Genomic DNA, 21,629 nt, shown 5'->3' on the forward strand with positions numbered 1-21,629 from the left:
ATTCGCCAGGTTCGGATCTGATCAGCGGCCCCAAAGATGTCGATCTCTCCGGCCGTCAGGGCTTGAGCCAGAGTGACCAGGTCTCCATAGGGCGGGTCGATGCCCTCGCCGGAGGCGTGCATGTAGGCGAGGGCGATCGCGCAGGCGAATCGGAGGTTGTGCGCTGGGAGCGGCTTGAGTAGCAGGAGGGTCTCGAGCAGCGCGGCTGCGCGCCAAGCAGGGTCGGAGGTGACGCCGAGACGTGGTGGGTCGACGCGGTGACGGGCGACGGCGGCGACCAGCGCGGAGAAGTCGGAGACGATCGGCTGATCGGGAAGTGCCTGCTCGTGCTGTTGCAGGAGCCAGCGCACGTCGATGTGGAGGATGGGGCCCATGTGGTTAGGCGGCCTTTTCCTTCCTGCCGGTGGCCGGCCCGTCGTCGATGCCGGCAGCTGCGATGGCCGCGCTCAGGTCCGGATCATGGAAGACGCGCTGGAACTCTTGGGCGCCCGCCTTCAGGGCGCGATGGCGGGCGATTGTGTCGGAGGCTGCGCTCCGCACAAGATCCTTCATCGAGACACCGCACTCCTTGGCGATCTCTCTCAGAGCTTGCAGGTCCTCGTCGCTGAAGTCGACGTTAAGAGCTGACATGCTCCTACGGTAGGGCTCTGGTACCACATCGGCAATAGTTCCAGCTCAGAGCTGGTTCAGATCGGTACCTAGGGCTTGATCGTCTCGGCGCCACCGGCGCGCGAGACCCCGGCGGACAGCCACAGGATCACGCTGGCGCAGCAGTGCGCCCCACGACCAGGCCCCACCGGCCCCAAAGCCAGTGAACGCGAGGCGCGGCGGATCAGCGGTAGGGCCCCGGGGTGGCGGTCCGGCGGGTGTATTCGGCGAGGCCCGGCAGGTCAGGCCGGTGTTCGGCGATCCGGGCGGTCAGGGTTCGAACGGAGGGGCGGCGGGCCTCAAGGGGCGCGACGAGTTTGACGAGGCGGAGCTGGGCGAAGGCGCCGGCTGCATCGTCGGCGGCCAGGAGGGCGCGGGCGGTGTCGGTCGCGGCGCGGGCTCGGCGTTCGGGTGTGGGCAGTGTGGCTGGCTCCAGTGCGGCGGCGTAGGCGAGTGCTGTGTCGAGGTCGCCGAGCTCGCGGTCGATCCCGATCCGGTACAGCGTGCACTGCTGTGCCGACAGCTCCGCGGGCCGGTTGGTTGTGTCGGGGGCGTGGGCTAGGCGGTGGGCGGTCTGTTCGGCTTGGGCGGCGAAGTTGCGTGCGAGGGCTGGGTGTTGGGCCTGGGCGGCGGTGTAGGCGGCGGTGTAGGCGGCGGTCAGCGCGACCATACCCACCGCGTCCAGCTCCGCTGCGGCGGGCCGGGAGATGGCCGTCAGGTGGCTCTGTGCCTCCTCCAGCAGGTCCAGGGCCTCCCGGGTGCGGCGCAGCGGGGTCGCGGCCGCGCGGGCCGCGGCGGCGAGCACCACTGCGTCGCCCGAACGGCGCGCTGCGGCGGTGGCTCGTCGCGCGTGGAGGCTGGCGGCTTAGATGCGGCCTTGCTTGACGGCGAGTTGGGAGGCGAGCGCCCACACCGCGGCGACCCGGGCGGCGCCGGTGGGGTCTGCCTCCACGCTGCGTTGCGTATCGGCCAGCAGCAGCGGCAGCGCTTGGTCCAGGTGGCTGTAGGCGCCGGCGGCGAACAGTCGGCGGGCTGCGGCGACGTCACCGGCGGACAGCGGGACGCTGCGCGGCGGGGCCGCCGCCGCTGGCGGTGTCGATGCGAGGGCCGCGGCGGACAGGGCGACTGTCGTGGTCAGTATTCTGCGTCGCTCCATGCTGCTCTCCCCTTCTTCGGGCCCCGGGCCAGGCCGGTACGTCGTCGACGCTATGGCTGGTTGTGGGGTGCGGGACAGGGCGCACGGCGTCTGCGGCATGCGCCCTTCGGTGGATCGGGCCTGCCGCGCGGATCCGGAAGGCCGCTGGCCGGGTGCGGGCAGCTCGTTGCGCAGGTTCCGCTTGGGGGTGTTCCGGCTTCGGCTATCACGTGGTCTTGGCGGTCTGCAGGGCGGTGATCGTCTGATCTAGCAGTGCCCTGACGTGGGATGCCGGGGGCACGATGGCCATGTCGATGCGGGAGGCGGTGGTTCCGGCCTGTCGGTGCATCACGTCGTCGCCAGGGAGACGGCATGATTCAAGTGCCGTCAGGTAGGCCTTGTCGGTCCGGCCCATCGTGACGGAGCTGATCACCGCCTTGAACGACTTTTGGCCGAAGACGGATGGCACGTGGTCTATGACGGCTCGGATCAGGGCGATGCATGAGTAGGGGTGGCCGGCTGCGTAGTTCGCGTTCAGTTCCGTGAGCAAGGCGAGCAGCTTGTCGACTTTCCACCGGGACTCCTGGCCGGCCTCCTTCAGTTCCTCGATGAGTTGCTGGCTGATGTAGGGGGTCGATTCGGGCCTGCTCGCCTGGGCCGGGAAGCCAGCAGCAGGGGCGCGCGAGGTTCGAGCCCGCTCGGTGTGCGCGGCGCGCTGCTCGTTGCGTGCGCGGACCAGCTCGCACGTCTTCGACACGTAGTCCGATAGGTCCTTTGCGTGACGGAAGCGGCGTACCTCGCGGGTGATGCTGCGCCGCCAGCCTTGCTTGGTCGGCGGGCTGCCCCACTCGGGGCTCTGGGTGACAGGTTCGCCGTCCAGGATGTCGGCGAGCCTGGTGTCGATGAAGCCTTGGTCCAGGGTCGGGATGGCCCGCGCCAGCTCGCGGCTGTCCAGGTACGCCTGTGTCACCTCGTCGGGGTCGGGCAGGACCGAGTCCTGGAGGCCTGCCATGTGGTGCAGGACCCGGAGGAACGGGCCGGCGAAGTTGTGCTGGAGTTCCGGCAGGTGCAGAGCGGCCGCGATCGTCAGGGCGACGGTGTCGTCGGGATCGGGCTTCTTCCCGACGAGGCTGGTGAAGCCGTAGTGCGCCGTTCCGCCCCACATCCTGCCCACGTGGGGGAGGTTGGCCAGGAGTTCGTCGGCGTCTTGGGGATAGCACTGCTCATGGACGTGGAGGACGTAGTCCCACGTCGGCCACCGGCCCGTCTGGAAATACGGCCGGGCGATGGTTCGCAGGAGCTGTTGCTGTGTCCGGTCCAGTTGGACGGTGGAGAGGTCGGTGGTGGAGGTGTGCAACGGGTGCTCCTGACGGTGCGGTGGGCTACAGACAGGAGTTTCCTCGGTGCGCGTAGTCACGGCAACGGCATTGGGGAAGCGAGGAGGCAGTGATGAACGACCGTAAGCGGGGCGGTGGTTGACTCCGCGCGCTGGGTGCACCGCGGGTGGTGTGGCATCGGTTCTGCCTCATCTGGAGGCGCTCTGGACACCGTCGTCAGCGTCAGCCCTCCCAGATGCCGCGCCGTCGGCAGCAGGCGCTTCGATTGAAGCGCCTGCACTCGATTCACGTTCGAATGAGGCTGCGGAGCAGCGCAGCGTGTCGAGGTCTGGGAGACGGATCGCGGCCAGTGGCCCGCCATCCGGAAGGGTCTGTCGCCCACCCCTGTGTTCGCCAGGAGCGCCAGTTGTGCGGTTCGGGGAGACCGGCTCCTTCTATGTCCGCGCCGTCTCGGACCGGAAGGCGCCGCCGTCGGCGCTCTGGTCCGAGACGGCGGCCCCGCTCAACCGGGCTGCCGGTGCGGCTGTGTCACTCCTTCTGGCCTGGGGCGGGCAGGACACGTATGCGGCGCAGTGGCGCACCGGTGGTGGCTGCGTCGATGGCGGGGACAGGCTCGTAGGGCTTCCACAGCGGGGCGCCCCGGTGGGGATGGTCCCGGTCCCAGCGGGGCGCGCCGACCAGGGCGACAACTCGGCTGATCGGGATCCGAACCGGTCGGTGACGCCCGCCGGGCTTGAGCGCCAACGCCCCCTCGCCGACCTCGTCGAGGGTTCCGTACAGGCTTGCCCAGCAGCCTTCGGCGCCCTCGGGTCCGCACCACATGTCCAGCCGCAGTACCTGCCAGCTCAGCCAGGTCCGCAGCTCCTTGAGGAACGCGGTCTCCTCGCTCCCGCCCGGGATCCAGCAGCCGTAGCCGTCGCTGAGCGCGGCCGCGATCCGGGAAGCCCGCTCGCCGTTGTCGCCGGGCTGGAGCCGGTGGCTCGCCTCGCCGCGGGCGCGGCGCTGCTCCTCGACGGCCGCCGGCACGGTGTCCGGGGCGCTGTCGGCGTCCGAGGGCAGGACGGGGAAGGCGGTGCGCAGCAGCTTGAGGGCTGCCGTCTGGTCAGCTCGACGGCGGCCCGTGACGGGGCCGCCGGCCACGAACCGGGGTGGGTAGTGGCCGCCTTGGGCGGCCTGCTCCTTCTCCAGCTTGGCGACGATGTTCCCGGGCGCGGCAATGACCGCCGAGTAGGAGGGGCCGGTGGCATCGCCGATGTCGCTGAAGTAGTCGCGGCGCCGATAGCCGAAGGGGACCAGCGGGCCGAGCACCGGGGAGGCGGCGAGGTAGGAGATGGGCGCATCACGGGAGTTCGTGAGTGGCCAGTCGTGGACGAGCAGCAGTCGCGCCTGCGTGTGCGCCGACTCGGCTTCGAACTGCGCCTCCAGCCGCGCGCAGGCATCGGCGACCGCGCGCGGCCACCACAACGCCAGCTCGGCGTCCGACCAGGCCGACGGGCTTTCGTGCCCCTCGCCCGGGGTCTGTGGCGCCGGGAGGCGGGTGACGTCCACGACTCGCGCCCCGGCCAGCTCCCGGGAGACGGCGTCCTGGACCAGCCCGGCTGTTTGTGCGGCGCCGATCCCGCGCGAGCGGGCCGCGAGCCATACTCCGCTCACCAACGGCCACACATCGACTTTCGGCTGCAGCTCGTACCGCTGACGCGGCCGGGTGGACTTCCCTGCGACGGCGGCCGTCACTTCGTCCAGCTCGCGGCGCTCCTGGCTGCCGGCCGTGCGGTGCACCGCGTCCTGGGCACCGTTGTAGGCGTCCACCTCGGGGCAGTCGGCGGCGTAGCTGGCCAGGAACTCGGCGAAGTCGGCGGCCAGGTGCTTGCGGGCTTCCGACAGTGTCCGGGTGTCCTTGGCGAGCTTGCGGTCCGTGCGTGCCCGTTTGAGCCAGGTGTCGAACTGCTCCTCCTCCCCGGGCTGCTGCTGGGCCGTGTAGCGGGCGTAGCCGAGCCAGGTGCGCACCGTCGTGTCCGCATGTGCGCGCTGGAGTGCTGCCGCCTGGGCGGCGGCGAACGCGGTCGCCCGCCATAGGGCGTCCTGTGCGTCCGGCAGGGTGACGGAGCACTTCTTGCAGATTTGGCCGAACACGTCGAGCAGCGGGTAGGTGGCGGCGTTTGCCGCAGGCCCGGCGTACCGGCAGCCGCCGTAGGCGTAGCGGCGCCGTAGGCGTAGCGGCGCCGTAGGTCGGGGTCGGGGACGTGGTACTTTCCGCCGCCCCCACCGGTCAGGGCGACGCGGATCGCGGCGAGCGCGGGCAGGTCTCCGCCCAGGGCGTCGAGGCCCTGGGCGGAGATCGGGGGAAAGGACTGGGCCACGGCTCACCCCTCCTGTCCGGCAGCAGGTGTGGAATGCGCCGCGGCAGGATCATCGGCGTCCGGGCCGCTACCGGCCCGGACGTGGTGGCTGGCCAGCGCCTCGGCGAACTCACGTGAGTAGTCAACCAGTTCGGGCAGCGTGAAGTCCGTCTTGAGGGCGCGCAGCATCGTGGAGACCAGAATCTGCGCGAGGTCGGAGGCGAAACGGTGCTCGCGGGCCGGGTCGAAGGCGCCCAGCGCGCGCCCCGCATCGCCCGCCGCCACGCTGCCGCAGGCCCTGGCCCACGCCCGCAGGGTCACGGGCAGCGTCTCCACCGGCACACCGGCCAGAATCGCCATGGTGGGCAGGTCCCAGACGTCCCGCTGGAAGACCTCTTCGGCGGTGGTGAAGCCGTCGGTGAAGTCGACCGCGCCGACCATGTCCCGCCAGTGCTCCTGGACCTGCTGCTCAAGACGGTCCAGGGAGGTCCGCCGCTGCGCGGCACTCTCCAGACCCCGGCCATGGTCGAACGCTGCGATGCACCCGGCGCCCAGGTACAGCCATGCTGAGGCGAGATCGTCGTGCTCGGTCTCCTCGCAGTACGACACGAACTCGGCGCGCGCGTCATCCTCCTCGTCCTGCGCGACCAGATCGGCGCTGAGCAGCGGCGTGAAGCGGCCGAGCACTGCCCGGGCGCGCTCGGCCCACGGGGCCAGCGCCGCCAAGGGCAACGGCGCGAGGGGCGTTTTCAGGTCGGACGCGTCGGCGGCGAGCAGGATCTCAACCGCCTGCTGTCGGCCGGCATTGTCCAATTCAGCGGGAAGCAAGCCCTTGCGCGCGGCTTCGGCAACCCGCCGCAACGCCTCCTGGTAGCCGCAACCGGACACCCGGTTCAACGCACGGGCGATCTGCTGCTGGTGGCTGATTCTGGCCTTCTTCTTCGACTGTGCCATGACGAACTCCTGCACATCCCTCGCGATGCCGTCCCACCACAGCAGCCGCCAGAGAACGTACGAGGCGTCAAGGACATACCGGTACGACCAGTTACGTTCGCATCCCAGCGGCCGCTCGGTTCACCCTCGGCCGGAGGTGGGCCCGGCCGCGGCGCGCACCAGCGAAGTGCGCCACCACGACGATACAGGGCGGCAACCGCATCGCGGCTTTCGAATACGGTGTTACCAAGTCGCAGGCGGCGCTCGGAGGGGATAGGTATGGGGGCGGCTGAGGATGCTGTGCGTGGCATCGAGGTACGGTCTGCGGCTGATCTGCTGCGCGACGTTGCAGACAGTTGCAATCTCGACGTCGCTTCCTGGAACCGTGTGCGCGAGGGCCTGCGTGGCCAGGATCTCGGTGTGATGCCGCACCAGGGGCCGACCAGAGCGGAAGAGCCGGTGGTGCTGTTCCCTGCGGGAGGCGTCATAGGGCGCGTCCTTGCAGGCGCAGCTGTGCTGTGTGAGACCGGTGGGCAGGCAGCAGCTGAGGAGCTGGCCGAGGCATGTCGGTCTCTCGCGGCACTGACCTCCATCCCCTCCCAACGGCTGCTGGGTGCCTGTGCCGTGCCGGTGGGCGCATCGCCACGCGACCAGCTGGATCAGCATGTGGCAGAGCACGGCGGCGGCTATCTGGCCATGCCCGCCGCCTCGGCAGTGCGCGCCCTTGGCCGGCAGGGCCGGTCGCTGCGCACCCGCGACGGCGTCTTCCCCCTCCCCCGGACATCAGACGGGGAGCAGCGGTGGGTGGTGGTCCGGCACAGCGCTCTCAGCGCCGTCGGAGTCCTCCTGACCGGCATCGAGCAAGCCTGCACAGACCGCACCGCTACTGGTGTCGAATGGCTCATGGATGCTGTGCGCACCGTGGCAGCTGCTTTCGAGCCGGGGCCGTACGACGTCGAATGGCCGACGCAGGGGCGTTGACGTAGCTCCGGTGGTCGCCGTCTGTGGCGTAGGCGGCGGCGTTGTACGTGCGTGTTCGGAGGGTGCGGCCGTCGTGGGCCGCTGCCTTGGTCGGGCAGTCGTTTTCCCGTGGCGAGAGGTTCAATCTGCGAGAGTAGGTGGATGGCGACCATTGACCGTCCGCATCGGCTAGGTTTTGCTGGCATCCCAGCTCTCGTCGCTGGCCTGCTCACCGTCGTGGTGTGCGCGGTGGCGGGGGCCGAGCCCTCTCCCTGGACCTGGCTGGCTGCTGCCGTGGGCGGAGCATGGGGGTACTCATACTCCCGGCGGTGGTCCACGACTGCTCAGCGGTAGAGAGTGAGCGGCAGTCTCTTCGGGTCCTCAGGTCTGCGCGGGATTCTCGCTGGGCGTGCCCCGGCTTTCGAGGGCCTGCACGAGCGCGATCGCCGTGGCGAGGGCAGCCCGCAGTTCCGTCACCGCGGCCGGGTCGCCCAGGTCGTCCTCCGTGTGCAGGTCGGCGAGTTCCTTCAGCTTCTCGGCAGCCGCGCGTGCCTGTGCCACCTCTGGGCCGGAGCCCTGGTACGCCCGGCCCTCGATCCGGCAGGCAATCTCCTCGATCTCCACCAAGAGCTCTGCACGCCACGACAGTTGGGTCAGGCGCACCCGGCGGTCCGGATCGGTGCCATCGGTGACGACGTCGACGCTCATGCCGCAATCGTAGTGTCGCCCCACAGCAGTTGGTCTGGGGTTCGTCCTCCTGCGGTCGGGCCTCCATGGCCGTTTGAGGTTTCGGAGGGGGGTGGCACGGCCGCTTGTCGCCCTTCAGCTCGGTCTGACGTGCCCGAGCCCGGCGTTCGCCGGGTGGGTGTGCGGCGGGCTACGACCGGCCCCTTCCCGCGGCATGGGCCGTTGGCACGCCGGCGACAGTGACGGGCACGGGCATCGCTCAGACACCTCAGGGAGTTAACTCGTCAAGCGGCGACCGCGAGTGCGACGGGGAAGGCTGCGTCCTCATCGAACAGCTTCCGCTGCTGGAGGCAGTGGTAGAGCTGGCCCAGCATGCGATTAAACAGGTTCCTCTGGGCGGATGCGTGCCAGTCTCCGTGGTCGTCTCGGCGTCGCCGGTAGTGGGCATTGGCGCCGGGTGAGGCAGTGATCGCGGAGAAGGCCCAGAGATAGCCGGCGTGGTTGAGGCGGTCGTTTTTCACCCAGCGTCGGGTGATGGACGACTTCTTCCCGGAGGCTCTGGTGATGGGTGAGGAGCCGGCGTAGGCCTTCAGGCCGCGGGCGTCGGCGAACCGTGTGCGGTCGTCTCCGATCTCGGCGAGCACCCGGGCGCCGAGCTGGACACCGAGTCCAGGGAAGCTGAGCAGGATGTCAGCGTCCGGGTGCTGAGGGAAAGCCTCATCCACCGCCTTGGCCAGGTCGTCGGCGGCGGTGCAGGCGGCGTCCAGCTGCCCCAACAGGGCGAGCATTTGCTTGCCGAGCGCGTCCTCGACCAGCGGCGGCTGATGGGCCCAGTCGGCGCGGAAGACCTCACGTAGCCGCACAGCCTCGGCCTCAATGCCGCGCTTGCGGCCGGCGCGCTTGAGCGCGGCCTGGATCTGCGTGCGGGTCAGCCGGGCGGCCCTGGCGGGGGTGGGGGCGGTCTTCATGAGTTCCCGGGCCTCGGGCCGGCACAGGCCGTTCGTCCAGGTAGAGAAGGCGTCCAGCGCTGCGGGGTAGTACTCGCGCAGGAGCGAGCGGAGTTGGTTGGAAAGCTGCTGCCGGTTCCAAATCGCGTCCTGCTGAGCGCGGGCGAGGACAGCGATGGCTCGGGCCAGGTCCGAGTCGTTCGGCAGGGCCCTGTGGGCGTGCATGTCGGTCCGGAGCACGTTCGCGAGGACGAGAGCGTCGCCATGGTCGGACTTCTTGCGCGAGACGCTGTGCCGATCGCGGTAGCGGGCGGCGGCCATCGGGTTGATCGCGAAGACCTGGCGCTTGCCGGTCCGCAACACCGCCACCAGCAGGCCCCGGGACGTCTCGATCGCCACCGGGATCGGGGCGTCCTCGGTGTCGCCGTGCTCGGCGAGCAGGTCCAACAGCGACTGATAGCCGGCTGCGTCGTCGCTGATGCGTCGCTTGGCCAGCAGTTGGCCCGAGTCGTCGACTAAGGCGACGTCGTGATGCCGTTCCGCCCAGTCGATTCCGCAGTAGATCAAGTTTTTCCCTCCCCAGGGCGCGGGTGTTTGCGCTGGTCACGAGCGCATGCGGGCCACGCAGCGACCTAATCCCAGGCCTCAACCACAACGGGCCGGGCCGACACCTCAGTAGCAGTTCGTGGCACCAGCTCACCCCACGGGCCTCGGTCTATGCAGGAGCTCAAATGGCTCGGGCAATTCGAGAGGTCACCGCGCGGCGGGCTCGTACCACGAAGATCAACGAGCGACTACCGCTGATGGTGGTGGCGGCCACGAGGACGCCGGACGCTGCCGCTCTGAGCAAAGGCATCTATGCCTGGCTGCGAGAAGGCCTCCGTCCGGCGCCCACGCGACCGCCACCACCCTGAGCACCAGGACCGCGCACGCGATCTACGGGAAGGCATCACGTGCCCAGCTGTAGGCAGATGTCACGGCCCGGCGCTCGAACAATCCCCAGGAACCTTGGTCCCGGGGGACCGCCGCTAACTACGGATTAGGCTGCGAGGCCGATCTCCTCGGCGATCGGGATGGTGTCACCCGGGTCGATCGGCAGCAGCACGTTGGACTTTTGGGCGTCGGCGTCGGCGGCTTCAAGGGCGTCTTCGTTGAGCAGGTCGATCGTGCAGTCCGCGCCGCAGCAGTCGGGGCGGATCTTGTAGTCGAAGACGCTCCAGACGCCGTCGGGGACGGAGCATCCTTCCAAGAGATGGACGGCGGAGGTGGCGGTGATGGTCGCGGTGGTGCCATGCCAGTGTCCGCTGTCGTCGAGGATGCGGACGCGGTCTCCTACCCGGTAGCGCAGCATGCGTGTTCCGTTCTTGGTTCGGTGGTCCGTCCGGGCCTGTGGGTGGGCGTGTGCGGCAATGCTGGTGCAGCTGCTTTCGTCAGGGTGAGACGGTCGTGGCGTGTGACCGGACCCGGGCACGTAGCTGGTGGGCTTGTTCATCGCGTGCGGTTGTCAGGGCGGTCAGCTCGGCGTTGAGGGCGTCCCACCCTTCGGGCGGCTCCGGCTCGCTCACGCGCTGGCCGTCCCATGCCGGGCCGGGCACGTGGAGGTCGTGAAGGCGCCGGCGGAGCTGTCGTTCGTCGTCTTCGAGGATGCGCACCCTGGTCGTGGGGCGTGTGCCGGGCGGGTTGGTGATGAGTGTGACGAGGTGGTGGTCGAGGAGGTGGCCGATGCGGGCCTCCCACCATGACGAGCGTCGGCGGGGGATGTCCTCGTCCCGGGCGTCGCGGGCGAAGTCGACCGGGTCCATGATGCCGGAGCGTCGGATCTCGTCCAGCATTTGCCGGTGAGCGTCGGTGAGTCGGGCTGGTCGAGGTGGCTTTGCCTTCGTGGTGGCGGCGGGCTGGGGCAACTGGGCTTCCTGGCGGAGGCGGGCGTGCATTCCGGTTCGGCACGCGGTGTGGAAGCGGCTGGCCCACCACGCCTCGCGTTCGGGAGTGTCGACCAACTCCAGCAGTCCCGGGCAGATGTCGCACAGTTGGAGGTGGGTGATGACCCGGTTTTCCTCATCCGGGTCGGGCCACCAGAGGCGCGGCTCGCAGGCGGTCCGGCCGCACAGCGCGCACCCCTGATCGTGGTGCGGTGCGCGTGCGAGCACGGCCGTCGTCTCCCGGGGCATCCACCGGGCGGCTCCCCACCAGCGGTACTCCGAGCTATCCGCGGCCCCGCCCAGGACCAGGCAGGTCTCGCACAGTCCGATCGGTGAGGTGCTGAACTCCTGCCCGGGTCGGGCCACCCGTTGGCTGGGCAGGTCCCGGCGGCACCAGGAGCAGCGGGGCAACGGCTCGGGCTCGGCCGGCTTCACGTAGGGGGCGGTGGTCTTGGCCTGGAGGGTCAGGTCACGTTCTTCCTTGAAGAGCACCGGTCCTTCGGTGTCCTTGTATGGGGCGAACAGGCGGAGGACCTTGCTGCGTCCGGCGAGTGCCAGTCGGGTCTTCCAGTGGCCGTAGCCGCCCATGTCCCGCACGCCGGCCCGCTCGCCTCGGTCCTCGGCCGCGTCGTGCATGCGCTGTTCGGCCTTGGCTTGCTCGCGGGGGTCGGACAGGCGCGGTCGCAGCCGAACGGCGAGATCGACGTGGAGTAGCGGGTCCGTCGCAGGGTCTGCGATGGCGCCGACGGCTCGGATCTCCTGGACCCACCAGAGTGTGGCGTCCGGGTTGGCGTTGATCTCGGTTGCTGCTTTGACCACCTTGGCTACCAGGGCGTCCGCGCGGCGGCGGGTCGAGGGCTTGCGCCCCGAGGCGAAGGCGAGCACCTGGCCGGCAGGGGTCAGGTGCCATGTCCGGTAGTCGCGGTGGCCCCACTGGTCGGGGGCGCTGCGGGTGCCCTTGGGGCCGGTCAGCAGTCCCGCGCGCACCAGGCGGCCGAGGTAGGTGAGGGTTTGTGCCGTGGTGAGGTCGAGGGGGCTGGTGAGGTCGTGGAGGCGAACGCCGTAGGCGTCGGCGCGCTTGAGGACATCGCGGGCGGTGCGGACGTCCTTGCCGCACAGCGTGGCATCCAGGTCGACGACGAACTCGCCCTCGTACGTGCCCAGTCCGCCCAGAGGCCGCAACAACGGTCTGTTGCTGGGACCTGCCGCGGCCGCTTTCAGGTCCCGCAGCAGGCGCTGCTCGGCGCCGGTGTCATGCTCCGCGGGGGAACGGGGGCCAACCACGCTGCGCGCGGCGACAGTGGAGGTAGGAGGCGGGGTGTCGGTGTTCCGGTCGGTCACTGGGAAACCGTACTGGCCCTGGAGGGGGACGCATGCGGATCCGGGAGGTTCCGGCCAGTGGGCAGGGGTCCACACAGGCTGCTGGAGAGGCGTGGCGGGTGGCCGCTGCCGGTTGCCATGGACGTCGCCCGTCCGGTGAGGACCTCAAGAAGGATCGGCCAGGGCCTGTACAGGTCGACAGGCCATCAGGCAAGGGGCGTTGCAGGGACCGGAGCGCGCATGGGAATCTGTGCGCTGGGCTATCGAGAGCCTTGCCGTACGCGTCCCCGCCCGGCCCGGGCGACGCACCAAGCGCGGCAAAACGGGGCACGGCCACGCCGAGTAGCAGCACACAGGACTTCGTGACAGACGACCGTTCGTCTCTTCTCCCTGATTCCTTCGCTGCGCAGGGCCGGATGCTGCAGCGGAAGGACTTCACGTGGCGAACGACGTCTTCAAATCGCGGGCGCGGCTGCGCTGTCAGTACACGAACGAGCCCTACGCCACCGCCAAGGGGGAACTGGCAGCGTGCACGGAACAGGCGCCTGTGATTCCGCCGGCCGCCACAGCCGGACAGATGCAGTTCGAGGCGCAGGTCTTCGCGCGGTGGGTGCGTGCCTTCGGTGGCATCGTGCCAGCTTCACTCTCCCGCGCCGGGCGATTCGGTTTGCACCATGTCACTCCACGGCCGCATGAGCTGGAGCTTCGGGTGGATCCGTCGGCACTGACCGATCTGCTGGCCGTGCTGGTGCGTCATGACAGCCAGGTCAGGGCGTCGTACGGCGTGCCGGGGCTTCGCTTCCACTACAAGCGGCAGCGGCTGGTGCTGCGGCAAGCGGGGCGTGAAGGTCGGATCGTCCTGTCCCCCGTCCCTGAGAAGGCGTGGGCGGCGGTGCTCAAAGCGCTTGAGGCGGACGTGCCGGCGCGGTCGCGGCTGCTGTTGACCGGGCCGGACGAGTGGACGCAAGACGAGCTCAACTACCAGGACCAGGACGAAGATGAGCTGGGGGCCTCGGCGGCGTATCTGTCGTCGCTCCTGCGGCGCCCGGCACTGTGGGGAGACCAGGAGCTGCGGCTGCGGCTGAGCCGCGACCGCCGCCCGGCAGTGGTCGACGCAGCCGGCAGGCCACTGTCCCTCCCCCTCGAACCCAGCACCGCCAAAGCAGGCGAACCCGAGCGCGATCCGGTTGCCGGGAGCGCAGGAGACCTGTCGGCGGGCGACTGCAGCGAATTTGGCATCAGGGTAGAGCGAGACAACGTTTCAGGGACAGCGAACGCCGGTACCGCTGGGGGGCGGGAGGCTGAGCATGTCCTTGGCCGCGATCTGCTCCAAGAGGTCGTGTGCGCTGCACTGGAGCGTCATGAGGACGTCGTGGGCTGGGGTATCTCGGCTCGTGGCGGAGACCTTTTCGCGCTCGTCGACCCCGGGCAGCTCGATCCCGACACCGCCGCGCAGCTGCGCGAGGGGAGGAACGGCGTGGTCTCGGTGATCGCTGAGCGGGACGGCCTGTTGCGGGAGATGCCCTGGTCCAGCGAGTCGGGGGACCACCTGCGGATCACGGCCGGAGCACATCTTGAACCGGTGGCGGCGTTCTCCCACCAGGAACGGGATGCCGCGGCCGTCTGGCTGATCCCTCTGGATTTCACCCACGACACACCTCGCGCTCTCTTCGAGGTCCTGCCGGCCCGCCGGATGCCCAGTGCGGAGGATGAGATCCTCGGGTTCGACTCCCCCGACGAGCTGTGGGCGCGCACTGCGGGTGCCCGCATGAGCAAAGCCGTTCTGGGGGTGCTGTTCATCCGCGCCCAGGAGCATCCTCCGCGCCCGGAGGAACCGGCCGAAATCGAGGGGTGGCCCAATGCGATCCTGCTGTCGCGGGCGCGGCACTTCGTCAGCGCTTGTCGGATGCCGACCGGGTGGATCGAAGTCAGCCACCAGATGCTCGACGATCCGCGGTTCATCGTCAACGACGTCGCCTGGGAGGTCTGCCGTCAGCTGCTCGGCCTGCCCTCGCCGGACGAAGGGCGTGTCGAGGCGAGTTGGGTGTGGGTGATGCTGTGGCTGGAGGCGCTCAAGGACCGCCTGCCGCCCCTCGACGCCTACCGGTCGATGCCGCCGGAGCGGCTCAACGACGTCCTCCACGGACGTGTGCCGCGTCGCGGGAAGGCGGCGTGGCAGCCGGTATGGGAAGCGGTCGAGTCCGGGCGGCTGCGGCAATGGCGTGTGAGCGCCGAGGATGCGGCCTGGCGCGAGGGCCCCGGCTTCCTCGTCCTGCTCCAGCACCTCATCGACGACGTGGGCTGCCAGGTGTACTCGGTTCTGCAGGCCCCTGGCCAGTTCACCGCGGAGGGTGCCGACTTCGTACGCAAGATCGCGACTCGGCTTGACCTCTGCATTCCGGCACCGGCGGGTCGCTGATCGGCAGCTGCCTTGTGCTCGGCCTCGGGCTGGGTGCTGCGAGGCTCCCGGCGCCAGCCTCGCGTCGGACCGTGGCTTCGATTCGCATACGCCAGCCCGTGTCGGTTCCTTTGATGTTGGGAGTGTGGCGGCGGTTTTGCAGTCGATATGGCGAGGACGGGACTGTCTGCCGGCCGGTGCGCCTGGTACGGGACGGCTCGGGCGCAGATGGCCGCCCGGGCCGGGCGCGGTGTCCTGTTGGGTGCAGGACGGCTGACGGCTCAGGTGTGTCCGGGCGGGTCCCCTCGGGTGGGTTGCCCCGCTCCCCTCTCCGGGCGAGCATGCTCCGATACAGCACAACCGCTCGGGCCGATTTCAGCTCGGCGGACAAAACGCTCTGAGAATCTGCAGGTCAGCTACCGCCACGCCCCGCCTCATCGCGCCATTCCCGGGTGAGCCGTGCCAGGGAGGGGCATGTTCCGAGCCGGGCTTTCCGCGCATCGCTGCAGCGACCGTCGGATGGTCTCTGCGGGGGCTGATTGCGCCGGCTCACATCTGCGCTTGCCCGAACGGAGGTCGCGGCTGATACACCTTCTGCTCCCCCTGAAACCCCTGGCGTTGCCAGGGGTTTCGTCGTTCATCCGCATGCCGAGCCCCGCGCTGGTCGGACGCTCCCCGCCCCTTCGGCTCAGCAGGGCGACGGTCTGAGGGCTGTTCTCCGGGTGCCTGTTGCTCCACCACGCAGTGGCACGGCAGGCGCCGTCGGACGCCTGCGCCCTGCCGTGTCAGGCGCTGTCGGGGGGCAGGCCGATCTGCTGGAGCAGGGTGTGCTGCTGCGGAACGCGGGGTTGCGGGTCCTTGAGCCATCGGCGGTAGGCGCTGGAGTCGCCGCGTTGGGTGAGGGGTTCGTCTTGGGTGTGGCGCAGGGCTGCTTTTTGGTAGTAGCGCTGCCAGGTCAGGTCCCAGCCGGGGTTCCAGTAGGGGTCGATGCGGGAGAGTTCCTGGATGATGTAGGCGTTGCCCTTGCGGTCGTTGGCGCGGTAGCGGTGGTTGGCGAGTAGTCGTCCGAAGTGGTGTCCGTCGGGGGCCTTGTAGCCGGAGGTGACGGCGAGGCCGCCTTCGGTTCGGGCGCATTCCTCGGCGTAGGTGATGAAGGCGTCCTCGTTGTCCTTGCGGGGATCCCACTGCATGCCGTGGCTGTCGAGGAACTTGATCTGAAAGGGGGTCAACTCGCCGCGGCGTTTGGCGGTGCGCTGGTTGGACAGCCAGGTGTAGAGGTCGACGCGGTGGGGGTTGGTGTCCAGTTCGGCGGCTTGGACCGGGGTGACGGCGAGGTGGCCGTGGCGGTCGTGGTAGCGCGAGGCTTCGATGGCCATGTCCATCCACGCCTCGGTGACGCCGGTGGGGTTGACGACCCGCAGCTGCATGACGCGGTCGAGTTCTTCGGCGGTGATGCGCTGACCGTCGGTGCCGATGATCTCGGGGATGTCGCCTGCCGCAGGGCCGAAGGGCGGCCGGCCGGAGTCGGCAGGGGGCAGCGGCGCGGAGGGCTCGTCGACAGCCTCGGGCGCGGAGGGCTTGTTCCCCGGGGCCTCGGCCGGCTTGTGGGGGGCGGGTGAGGTGAGTGCGGTGGTGGGCAGCCGGTCGGCGATGCGCAGGTCGTGGGCGCGCAGGGCGGAGAGGACCTCGTAGAGCGGGCGGAAGGCGTCGGTCTGGAGCAGGTCTTTGTGGTCCTCTCCGGGGGCGAGGTAGACGGGAACGAGAAGGGTTGCCTTGTCGGTGCTGGTGGGGTGCAGGCGCACAGCGCGGCCAAGGGCCTGGACGATGTCGACGACGCTGCCCTTGGGCGCGGCGAAGCACAGCCCGTCGACGGTGGGGACGTCGACGCCTTCGCCCAGGAGACGGGCGTTGGCCAGGATCATCAGTGCGGCGAGCAGGTGGTTGCCGCGGAAGGCGTTCAGGACGTCGTGGCGGTCGGGGGTTTCCTGGTGGACGCTGCGTGCCCACAGGGAGGGAGGGCACAGGGGGCGGGGGCCGTCGGGGGTGTCGGTGAGGGTGTCGGTGAGGGCGTGTGCGGTCTCGACCAGCTTGGCGATGAAGGCGTCGGAGTCCTTGATCGTCCTGTGGAAGGTGATCATGCGCTGGATGTGATGGTGGGCGCAGGTCTTCAGCAGTGCCGTGGCCAGGCTGAGCAGGGCGAGCGGGTCGTTCGCGGTGGCGTTGCGGGTGCGGCGCAGGGCCGGCTGGAGAGTGGGGTGGTCGACGTTGACCAGGACGATGCGGTAGTCGCGGGCCAGGCCTTCGGCGACGGCTTGGCTGAGCATCATGGAGAAGACGGTGGGTCCGAAGATGTCCTCGTCCAGCATGGAGGCGACGAGCTCGGGTTCGGGGCCGGTGCCGGCGAGGTCGAGGCCTTCGGCGTAGGTGCGGTCGGTGGTCCAGATGCGGGGAGTGGCGGTGAAGTAGAGGCGGCGGCGGGCGGGGACCTGGATGTTGTCGTGAACGACGGCCCAGGTCTTGGCGAGGCTTCCCGAGGTGCGGTGTGCCTCGTCGCAGATGATCAGGTCCCATTCGGGGAGGGCCGCGGAGTTGTGCGCGGTGATGATTGCGCCGGACTGCTTTTCGTCTTCGACCAGGGAGGCGTAGGTGGCGAAGACGGTGTGGTGGTCGCTGTCGGCGAGGAGTTCGACGAAGGTGGCGGCGTCGGTGGTGTGGGGGATGCCGCGGGCATCGAGGGCTGGGTGGCGGCTGCAGACCGCGTAGACGTCGCCCAGGTTGCGGCTGTCGGCGCGGAAGTCGTCGAGGATTTGTACCAGGAGGTCGAGGGTGGGCACCAGGACCAGGCGGCGCAGGGCACGGCGCGTGCGGGCCAGTTCTTCGCAGATGCGGGCGGCCATGAGGGTCTTGCCGGTGCCGCAGGGGGAGACGATGGTGGCGCGGCCGCCGTAGCGGACGGCGTGGACTCCGGCGTTGACCGCGGTCTTCTGGTGGGGCTTGAGGGTCTTGCGCTTGGTGGCGGGTGGGGTGAACACGCTGGTCCTTCGCGGGGCGGGGTCAGAATTCGAACTTGACGAACGCGACGTAGGTCATCTCCGCGTCCATGCCGCTGTGCTCGAAGCGGAAGTAGGCCTCGGCGATGCCGCGGCTGAGGAGGTCGCGCGCGGTGCTCTCGTCGGCGGCGGCGCGGGCCTGGAGCAGGGCGGCGGTGGTGGCGGGGGTGAGCTTTTCGTTCAGCCACCGCTCGCGCGGGTCGTCGCTTTTGGTGCCGTTGAGGCCGTAGAAGCCGAACTGGGCGCGGACTTTGGTGTACAGGCCGTGCTGGTTGATCCGGGCGTCGATCTGGGCTCCGGTGATCCGTGGCTGGTAGAGGCGGCGGATCTCTGCTGCCAGGGATGCGGCGAAGGCGGGGGGTGGGTTCTTGCGCTGGCCGCGCAGGTAGCGGCGGATCGTCTCGGGGTGGACGCCGAGGAGTTCGGCGGTCTTGCCGGTGCTGCGGCCCAGGCGGCGGTGGAGGTAGGCGACCTGACTGTTCGGGGTGTGCAGCCGTGCGGGCAGCGTGCGGCGGGCAGAGCGCTGCAGGTCGCGGTGGACCTGGTCGCGGAGGTCGTCGAGAGCGTCGATGACACGTGCTTCAAGGGCGCCGGCCATGGCTATTCGCCTCCGCCAAGGTCAGAGTCGGGAAGGAGTTTCTTCATCTGGGTGGTGGGGTCTTTGTCCTGGTCGGCCCAGTGCACGTACCACTGCATTTCGTGGACGGGTTCGGGCTTGACGTAGCCGGGGTTGCAGCCCAGCGTGAAGCCGCCCTTGTGGCCCACGAATTCGCGGATGTCGCCGGTTTCGGAGGCGTACCACAGGCAGTCGGTCGACACGGCCAGCGGCGTCTTCCCGGTGGCGGCGTAGGTGGCCATGATCTTGCGGTGCATGACAGTGCGGTAGCGGGAGAGGTAGGCGGCGCGGTGGTCGGGCCGCCACATCGGCCGGTCCAGGGCGTGCCAGCGGGCGTGGGGGTCCTTGGGGCTGACGTTGTGGTTGCGTTCGCGCAGCTTGCCGATGGTGCCCTTGAAGGTCTGCTTGATCGCTGACAGGACGCGTAGTTCGGTCATGTTCTCGGCTCGGAAGGCTGGTTCGGAGAACTGGGCCATCTGGGCCAGGAATGCCTCGGTGTCCATGTGCTCTTCGACGCCGAGTTCCTGGTAGGTCTCCAGGAACGCGTTGCGCAGTACCTGGTACCAGGGGTCGGCGTAGGGGAGGTTGCCGAAGGGTGGCGGCGGGTCCTTGGGTAGCTGCCGGTTCTGCTTTTCGTCCAGCTGCGGCGGTGGGTGTGGGGTCAGGCGCAGGGCCTTGGCCTGGGCGTCGTTGGGCCGTACGTTCGCCTGGGTGGGGTGGGGGGTGAAGCCCCGCTCGATGGCGTAGTTGATGGTGCGGGTCTCGTACCAGCTTGGTCCGGTGGGGCGGAGGCCGTTGGGGGTGAAGGGGCTGGGCAGGAGGTCGTCGAGGTTGACGTCGGAGACCTCAAGGTGGACGCCAGAGAGGTCGTACAGCCAGCTGCCGGGAAGCTTCGGGTCGAAGGGGACGTTCTCGAGGTAGTAGGGGGCGCAGGTGCCCACCACGGTGCCATTGGCGCCCGCTCCGAAGGCCACGTTGACATCGAACGGGACGACGTATTTCAGCTGACGTTCCTCGGCGGTGGGATGGCGCCAGTAGCGCAGTGCCTCCTCCACCATGGCCTGGGAGGGATCGTCGCGGTCGCGTCCGCGGGCGAGGGGGTGCTCGGGAGGTACCTCGCAGGGGGCGGCGTCCACTGGAAGGTGCAGTGCGGCCTTGCGCCAGGTCGGCTCCTTCTTCTTCGTCTTGGGGTTGTAGCCGGTGGTGCGGGGGCGCAGGTTCTCCATGAGTGCCAGGCCGGTGGCGGCGTTGGCGCTGACCGGGGTGGTCACCCGGCGGGAGTAGGTGGCCAGGAACGCCACCGCCTCGTGGGTGGTGAACTCCGGTTCGCGGGTCTTGGGGTTGAGGGGCAGCGGCCAGCCGTAGGAGGGGCTGAGGGCGCCCCAGGAGGTGATGGCGATCTGGACCGAGCGGCGGCGCTGTCCGGGTGCGTAAGGTCGGTAGACGCGGGCCCAGGCGTTGAAGGAGGGCCGTCCGCCGCGTTGGGGCATCTCCCAGCCGTCGGCGAGCAGCTCGGCCATGACGGGGTGATCGTGGGGCAGGGAGCGGAACTCGGGGTGGTCGGTGGTGGGCAGGCCCAGGCGTTCGACGGCCTCGGGCATCAGCACCACCAGCGGGTCTCCGGCGCGGCCGTTCTCCAGTGCCGGTGTTCCCAGGGGTTGTTCGACGGCCCAGGCGGCGAGCTCGCTGACCGTCGTGGCCGGGCAGGGGATGGCGGGCCCATCGGCCAGGTGAGCCATGCCGTGGCCGTCCAGGACGACGAAGGGGCCCCACTCGAAGCTGTTGGTGCCCCGCTTGCCGATTTCCGCGGCGTCGGCGCGGTCCGCGTCGGGCACATCGTCGATGACATCGGCGGCACGGGTGCCCTCGGCGGGCGGGGTGGTGGCAGCCGGGGTGGGTGGCGGTGCAGCCGTGGGGGTCTTGGGGCGGCTGGCTCCGGTGGGCCAAGCCCCGGGCCGGGACGCCGTCTCGTGTGCAGGCTGGAGGGACGCGGGAGCCTGCGGCGCCGCAGCGGCCTCCACACGCGGCTCCGGAACAGCTGGGGCTTCGGCCACAGCAGGGAGCGCCGAGGCGGCTTCGTCGATCGGCGGGGGCTCTGGCGTCTGCGACGGCAGGTGCTCGGGGGCGCCGCCGTGTGGTCCGTCGGCTGGCCCGGGGGCGTCGAGGAAACGAACGCGGGCGGGGTCGATGCTCAGGCGCACCGACGTCATCATGCCGAAGTCCCGCTCCCCCACCGTGACGTCGACCCTGTTGCCCTCCCGCGACAGCATCAGGGTCACATCCGCATCCAGTGCCCGAACCAGCGCGTCGTCGCCGTCGAAGGCGCACAGCACCGGAACCTGCAGAGTGGCCGCTGCCTGCGCGAGGGTGCGCACAGCGCCTGGCAGTGTCTGGCCGGACAGCGGCAGATGCGGCCGGGGCCGGTGGAAGAGCTGGTCGACGACGATCAGCGCCAGGTCCGGTACCTGGGGGGCGCTCTCGACGATGGCTTCGGCATCCAGACCCGAGCCGTCGTCGATGTACAGCGGCGCCGGTCGCAGCAGTGCGGCGGTCTGCTGCGCCGCAGTGCGCTGAGCCGGCGGCAGGGAGTCGGGGTCGGCGCTGAGCCTGTGGTAGTTGATGCCGGCGTGGGCGGCCACCATCTGCGTGAGCAGGTTCTGGCGGGTGATTCCGGACGCGGCGTAGAGCACCGACCGTCCTTCCGTGAGAACGGCCGCCTGTGCCGCTGACCTGACCAGCACGTTCGCGCCCGCTCCCGGGGCACCGGCCACCAGTACCAGCCGTCCGCCGGTCAAAGGGCGTACGGCCGCATCGAGGGCGTCCACGCCGAACCTCAAAGCGGCGGGGGCCGGGGCGTCCAGTACCTCACCTGCCGTGACGAGCGTTCGGCGGGCTCTTGCCGTCGCCTCCGGTGCCTTGGGGGTGGGGGCGGCCTGGGTGTCAGGGATGTCGGCAAGCAGGACGGCCATCGGGGTCTTGTAGCGCTTGACCACGTGCCGGGCTCCCTGAGCGGCCGTGCGTACCAGCGTGCCGAGCTGGGCGCGGGCCTCGCTCACCGAGATCATGTCGGTCCCGGCCAGCAGTTCATCGCGCTGGTCCCCCAGCCACTTCAGCGGTCCCAGCACTGCACGGTGCCCGTCGTTCTCTATCCACGTGGCCTGCCCCTGCTTCGCTGCCTCCACCCGGTCCTTCCACTCGTCGCGGACCTCCTCAACGAGCAGCGGCCGGTCATCCCTCGAGCCGGCCACGTTCTTGGCGGACATGTCCCATCCCTCCAGCGAAGTCTTGTAAGGACACGCTAGCAGGTTCTGTAAGGGAATCGGCTACAGAACATTGA

The 21,629-nt window shown here is 69.7% G+C and carries 16 protein-coding genes; 2 read left to right on the forward strand and 14 right to left on the reverse strand.

Annotation, left to right across the window (positions count from 1 at the left end; translation table 11 throughout):
* The 7 genes from D9V36_RS00005 to D9V36_RS00030 all read right to left on the reverse strand — a co-directional run.
* The coding region (locus D9V36_RS00005; RefSeq protein WP_129291825.1) for a toxin Doc at window positions 1–374 on the reverse strand (374 nt) is incomplete at its 3' end.
* 4 nt (window positions 375–378) lie between these two features.
* Window positions 379–630, reverse strand: coding sequence for a hypothetical protein (locus tag D9V36_RS00010; RefSeq protein WP_129291826.1), 252 nt, complete (start codon window positions 628–630; stop codon window positions 379–381).
* Between the two features lie 202 nt (window positions 631–832).
* Entirely contained in the window at window positions 833–1,456 is a 624-nt protein-coding gene (locus D9V36_RS00015) for a hypothetical protein (RefSeq protein WP_241720613.1), read from the reverse strand.
* Window positions 1,457–1,513: 57 nt separating this feature from the next.
* The gene (locus D9V36_RS41590; RefSeq protein WP_241720614.1) at window positions 1,514–1,804 is read right to left on the reverse strand and encodes a hypothetical protein; all 291 of its coding nucleotides are present in this window, start codon (window positions 1,802–1,804) and stop codon (window positions 1,514–1,516) included.
* A gap of 205 nt (window positions 1,805–2,009) precedes the next feature.
* Entirely contained in the window at window positions 2,010–3,140 is a 1,131-nt protein-coding gene (locus tag D9V36_RS00020; protein WP_129291827.1) for a hypothetical protein, read from the reverse strand.
* Between the two features lie 508 nt (window positions 3,141–3,648).
* Entirely contained in the window at window positions 3,649–5,253 is a 1,605-nt protein-coding gene (locus D9V36_RS00025; protein ID WP_129291828.1) for a hypothetical protein, read from the reverse strand.
* Window positions 5,254–5,483: 230 nt separating this feature from the next.
* Window positions 5,484–6,428 (reverse strand): hypothetical protein, encoded by a 945-nt coding sequence (locus D9V36_RS00030; RefSeq protein WP_129291829.1) that lies wholly within the window; start codon window positions 6,426–6,428, stop codon window positions 5,484–5,486.
* A gap of 243 nt (window positions 6,429–6,671) precedes the next feature.
* Between D9V36_RS00030 and D9V36_RS00035 the strand changes: the two genes are divergently transcribed.
* Window positions 6,672–7,373: a hypothetical protein gene (locus tag D9V36_RS00035; protein ID WP_129291830.1), complete on the forward strand. Its 702-nt coding sequence runs from the start codon at window positions 6,672–6,674 to the stop codon at window positions 7,371–7,373.
* 360 nt (window positions 7,374–7,733) lie between these two features.
* Here D9V36_RS00035 and D9V36_RS00040 read toward each other — a convergent pair whose 3' ends face one another.
* The 4 genes from D9V36_RS00040 to D9V36_RS00055 form a co-directional block, all read right to left on the reverse strand.
* Entirely contained in the window at window positions 7,734–8,060 is a 327-nt protein-coding gene (locus D9V36_RS00040; RefSeq protein ID WP_129291831.1) for a hypothetical protein, read from the reverse strand.
* Between the two features lie 263 nt (window positions 8,061–8,323).
* Window positions 8,324–9,553, reverse strand: a complete 1,230-nt coding sequence (locus D9V36_RS00045; RefSeq protein ID WP_129291832.1) for an IS110 family transposase — start codon at window positions 9,551–9,553, stop codon at window positions 8,324–8,326.
* 472 nt (window positions 9,554–10,025) lie between these two features.
* Window positions 10,026–10,337 carry a hypothetical protein gene (locus D9V36_RS00050; RefSeq protein WP_129291833.1) on the reverse strand — a complete coding sequence of 104 codons (312 nt, stop codon included), beginning with the start codon at window positions 10,335–10,337 and terminating at the stop codon, window positions 10,026–10,028.
* A 79-nt stretch (window positions 10,338–10,416) separates the two neighbouring features.
* Window positions 10,417–12,249: a hypothetical protein gene (locus tag D9V36_RS00055; protein WP_129291834.1), complete on the reverse strand. Its 1,833-nt coding sequence runs from the start codon at window positions 12,247–12,249 to the stop codon at window positions 10,417–10,419.
* A gap of 418 nt (window positions 12,250–12,667) precedes the next feature.
* On the opposite strand from D9V36_RS00055, the gene D9V36_RS00060 reads away from it, so the two are divergent.
* Entirely contained in the window at window positions 12,668–14,647 is a 1,980-nt protein-coding gene (locus tag D9V36_RS00060) for a hypothetical protein (protein WP_129291835.1), read from the forward strand.
* A gap of 764 nt (window positions 14,648–15,411) precedes the next feature.
* Here the strand turns inward: D9V36_RS00060 and D9V36_RS00065 are convergent.
* From D9V36_RS00065 to D9V36_RS00075, 3 genes are read right to left on the reverse strand one after another with little or no spacing between them, the layout of a single operon-like run.
* Window positions 15,412–17,658 carry a DEAD/DEAH box helicase gene (locus D9V36_RS00065; protein WP_129291836.1) on the reverse strand — a complete coding sequence of 749 codons (2,247 nt, stop codon included), beginning with the start codon at window positions 17,656–17,658 and terminating at the stop codon, window positions 15,412–15,414.
* A 22-nt stretch (window positions 17,659–17,680) separates the two neighbouring features.
* Window positions 17,681–18,274 (reverse strand): telomere-protecting terminal protein Tpg, encoded by a 594-nt coding sequence (gene tpg / locus D9V36_RS00070; protein WP_129291837.1) that lies wholly within the window; start codon window positions 18,272–18,274, stop codon window positions 17,681–17,683.
* Between the two features lie 2 nt (window positions 18,275–18,276).
* A complete protein-coding gene (locus D9V36_RS00075) occupies window positions 18,277–21,555 on the reverse strand; it encodes a DnaB-like helicase C-terminal domain-containing protein (protein ID WP_129291838.1) in 3,279 nt (1,092 codons plus the stop codon).
* Window positions 21,556–21,629 lie beyond the last annotated feature (74 nt).

Origin of the sequence: Streptomyces lydicus (assembly GCF_004125265.1) — a bacterium.
GTDB lineage: Bacteria > Actinomycetota > Actinomycetes > Streptomycetales > Streptomycetaceae > Streptomyces > Streptomyces lydicus_C.